This is a genomic window from Pseudomonas sp. IT-P44 (assembly GCF_949768225.1).
Taxonomy (GTDB): Bacteria; Pseudomonadota; Gammaproteobacteria; order Pseudomonadales; family Pseudomonadaceae; genus Aquipseudomonas; species Aquipseudomonas migulae.
In genome coordinates this window covers 1-885 of record NZ_CATKQM010000081.1, presented here as the reverse complement: position 1 = coordinate 885, position 885 = coordinate 1, and the positions used below count along the sequence as shown (strand labels likewise).

Annotated in this window: 1 pseudogene; it reads left to right on the top strand. The window is 56.8% G+C overall.

Annotated elements, in window-relative coordinates:
- Positions 1-135 precede the first annotated feature (135 nt).
- Positions 136-885, top strand: a pseudogene (locus ACM6IO_RS27895) (toxin); the annotation flags it as partial.

Here is an 885-nt window from a genome sequence, read left to right as displayed (position 1 = left end):
ATCCTCACCTGGATAGCTACCCGATTGGAATGGGTTGGCCGGTATTCGTACCACTCATCAAGACTGTAACTTTTGACAGTAGCCAAACATGGGTTTTAGGCATTAGCTGATCGTCATTCTTCGAGATGAATTGTCATGGATACCCAAGTAACGGCCACGCACCGCCATACCCCAAAGCTGATGGCCATCGATTCGCGTGGTCTGGCCTTACGCTCAGTGGATTATTACCGTGCCGATTCGGGCGATGTGGCAGAGGCGCGGGTCGATTACACGACCCATGACCCAGCGGGAAGGGCTGTTGTGCTGTGCGATCCGCGCTTGTTTCAGGATGCCTCGGCGCCGGCCAATCTGGTTACGATTCATGGACTCTCCGGCACGGCCTTGTGCACCCTCAGTGTCGATGCCGGCTTGCGCGTGAATCTTTTCGGCGAGGCAGATCAACCGGTTCAATCCTGGGATGGCCGGGGTTCGCAACGTTGGATGCACTACGACAATCAGCTGCGCCTGACCTCGCTGTTCGAGCAAACGTTAGAGGGCGAAGCGGTTTGCGCAGAGCGTCTGACTTATGCAGCGAACGATCCCGTTTCCGCCGCTCACAACCAGTGCAGCCAACTGATCAGCCACACAGACCTTGCCGGTGTTCTGCTGTTCAACGACTACGGATTAACCGGCACGCTACTCGAACAAGAGCGGCGTCTCGTCGACATCGCGCAGTCGTTTTCAACGCATTCACGCTTCAACCCAGCGGGTGACCTGCTCTCCCGAACCGATGCCCAAGGCAATGAACAACGCTTCAGCCAGACTGTGGACGGACAGTTGCGCGCCGTGGATTTGCGCCTGAGCAACACGACTCAACACCTGCCGATGGTCAGCGCCATCACCTAT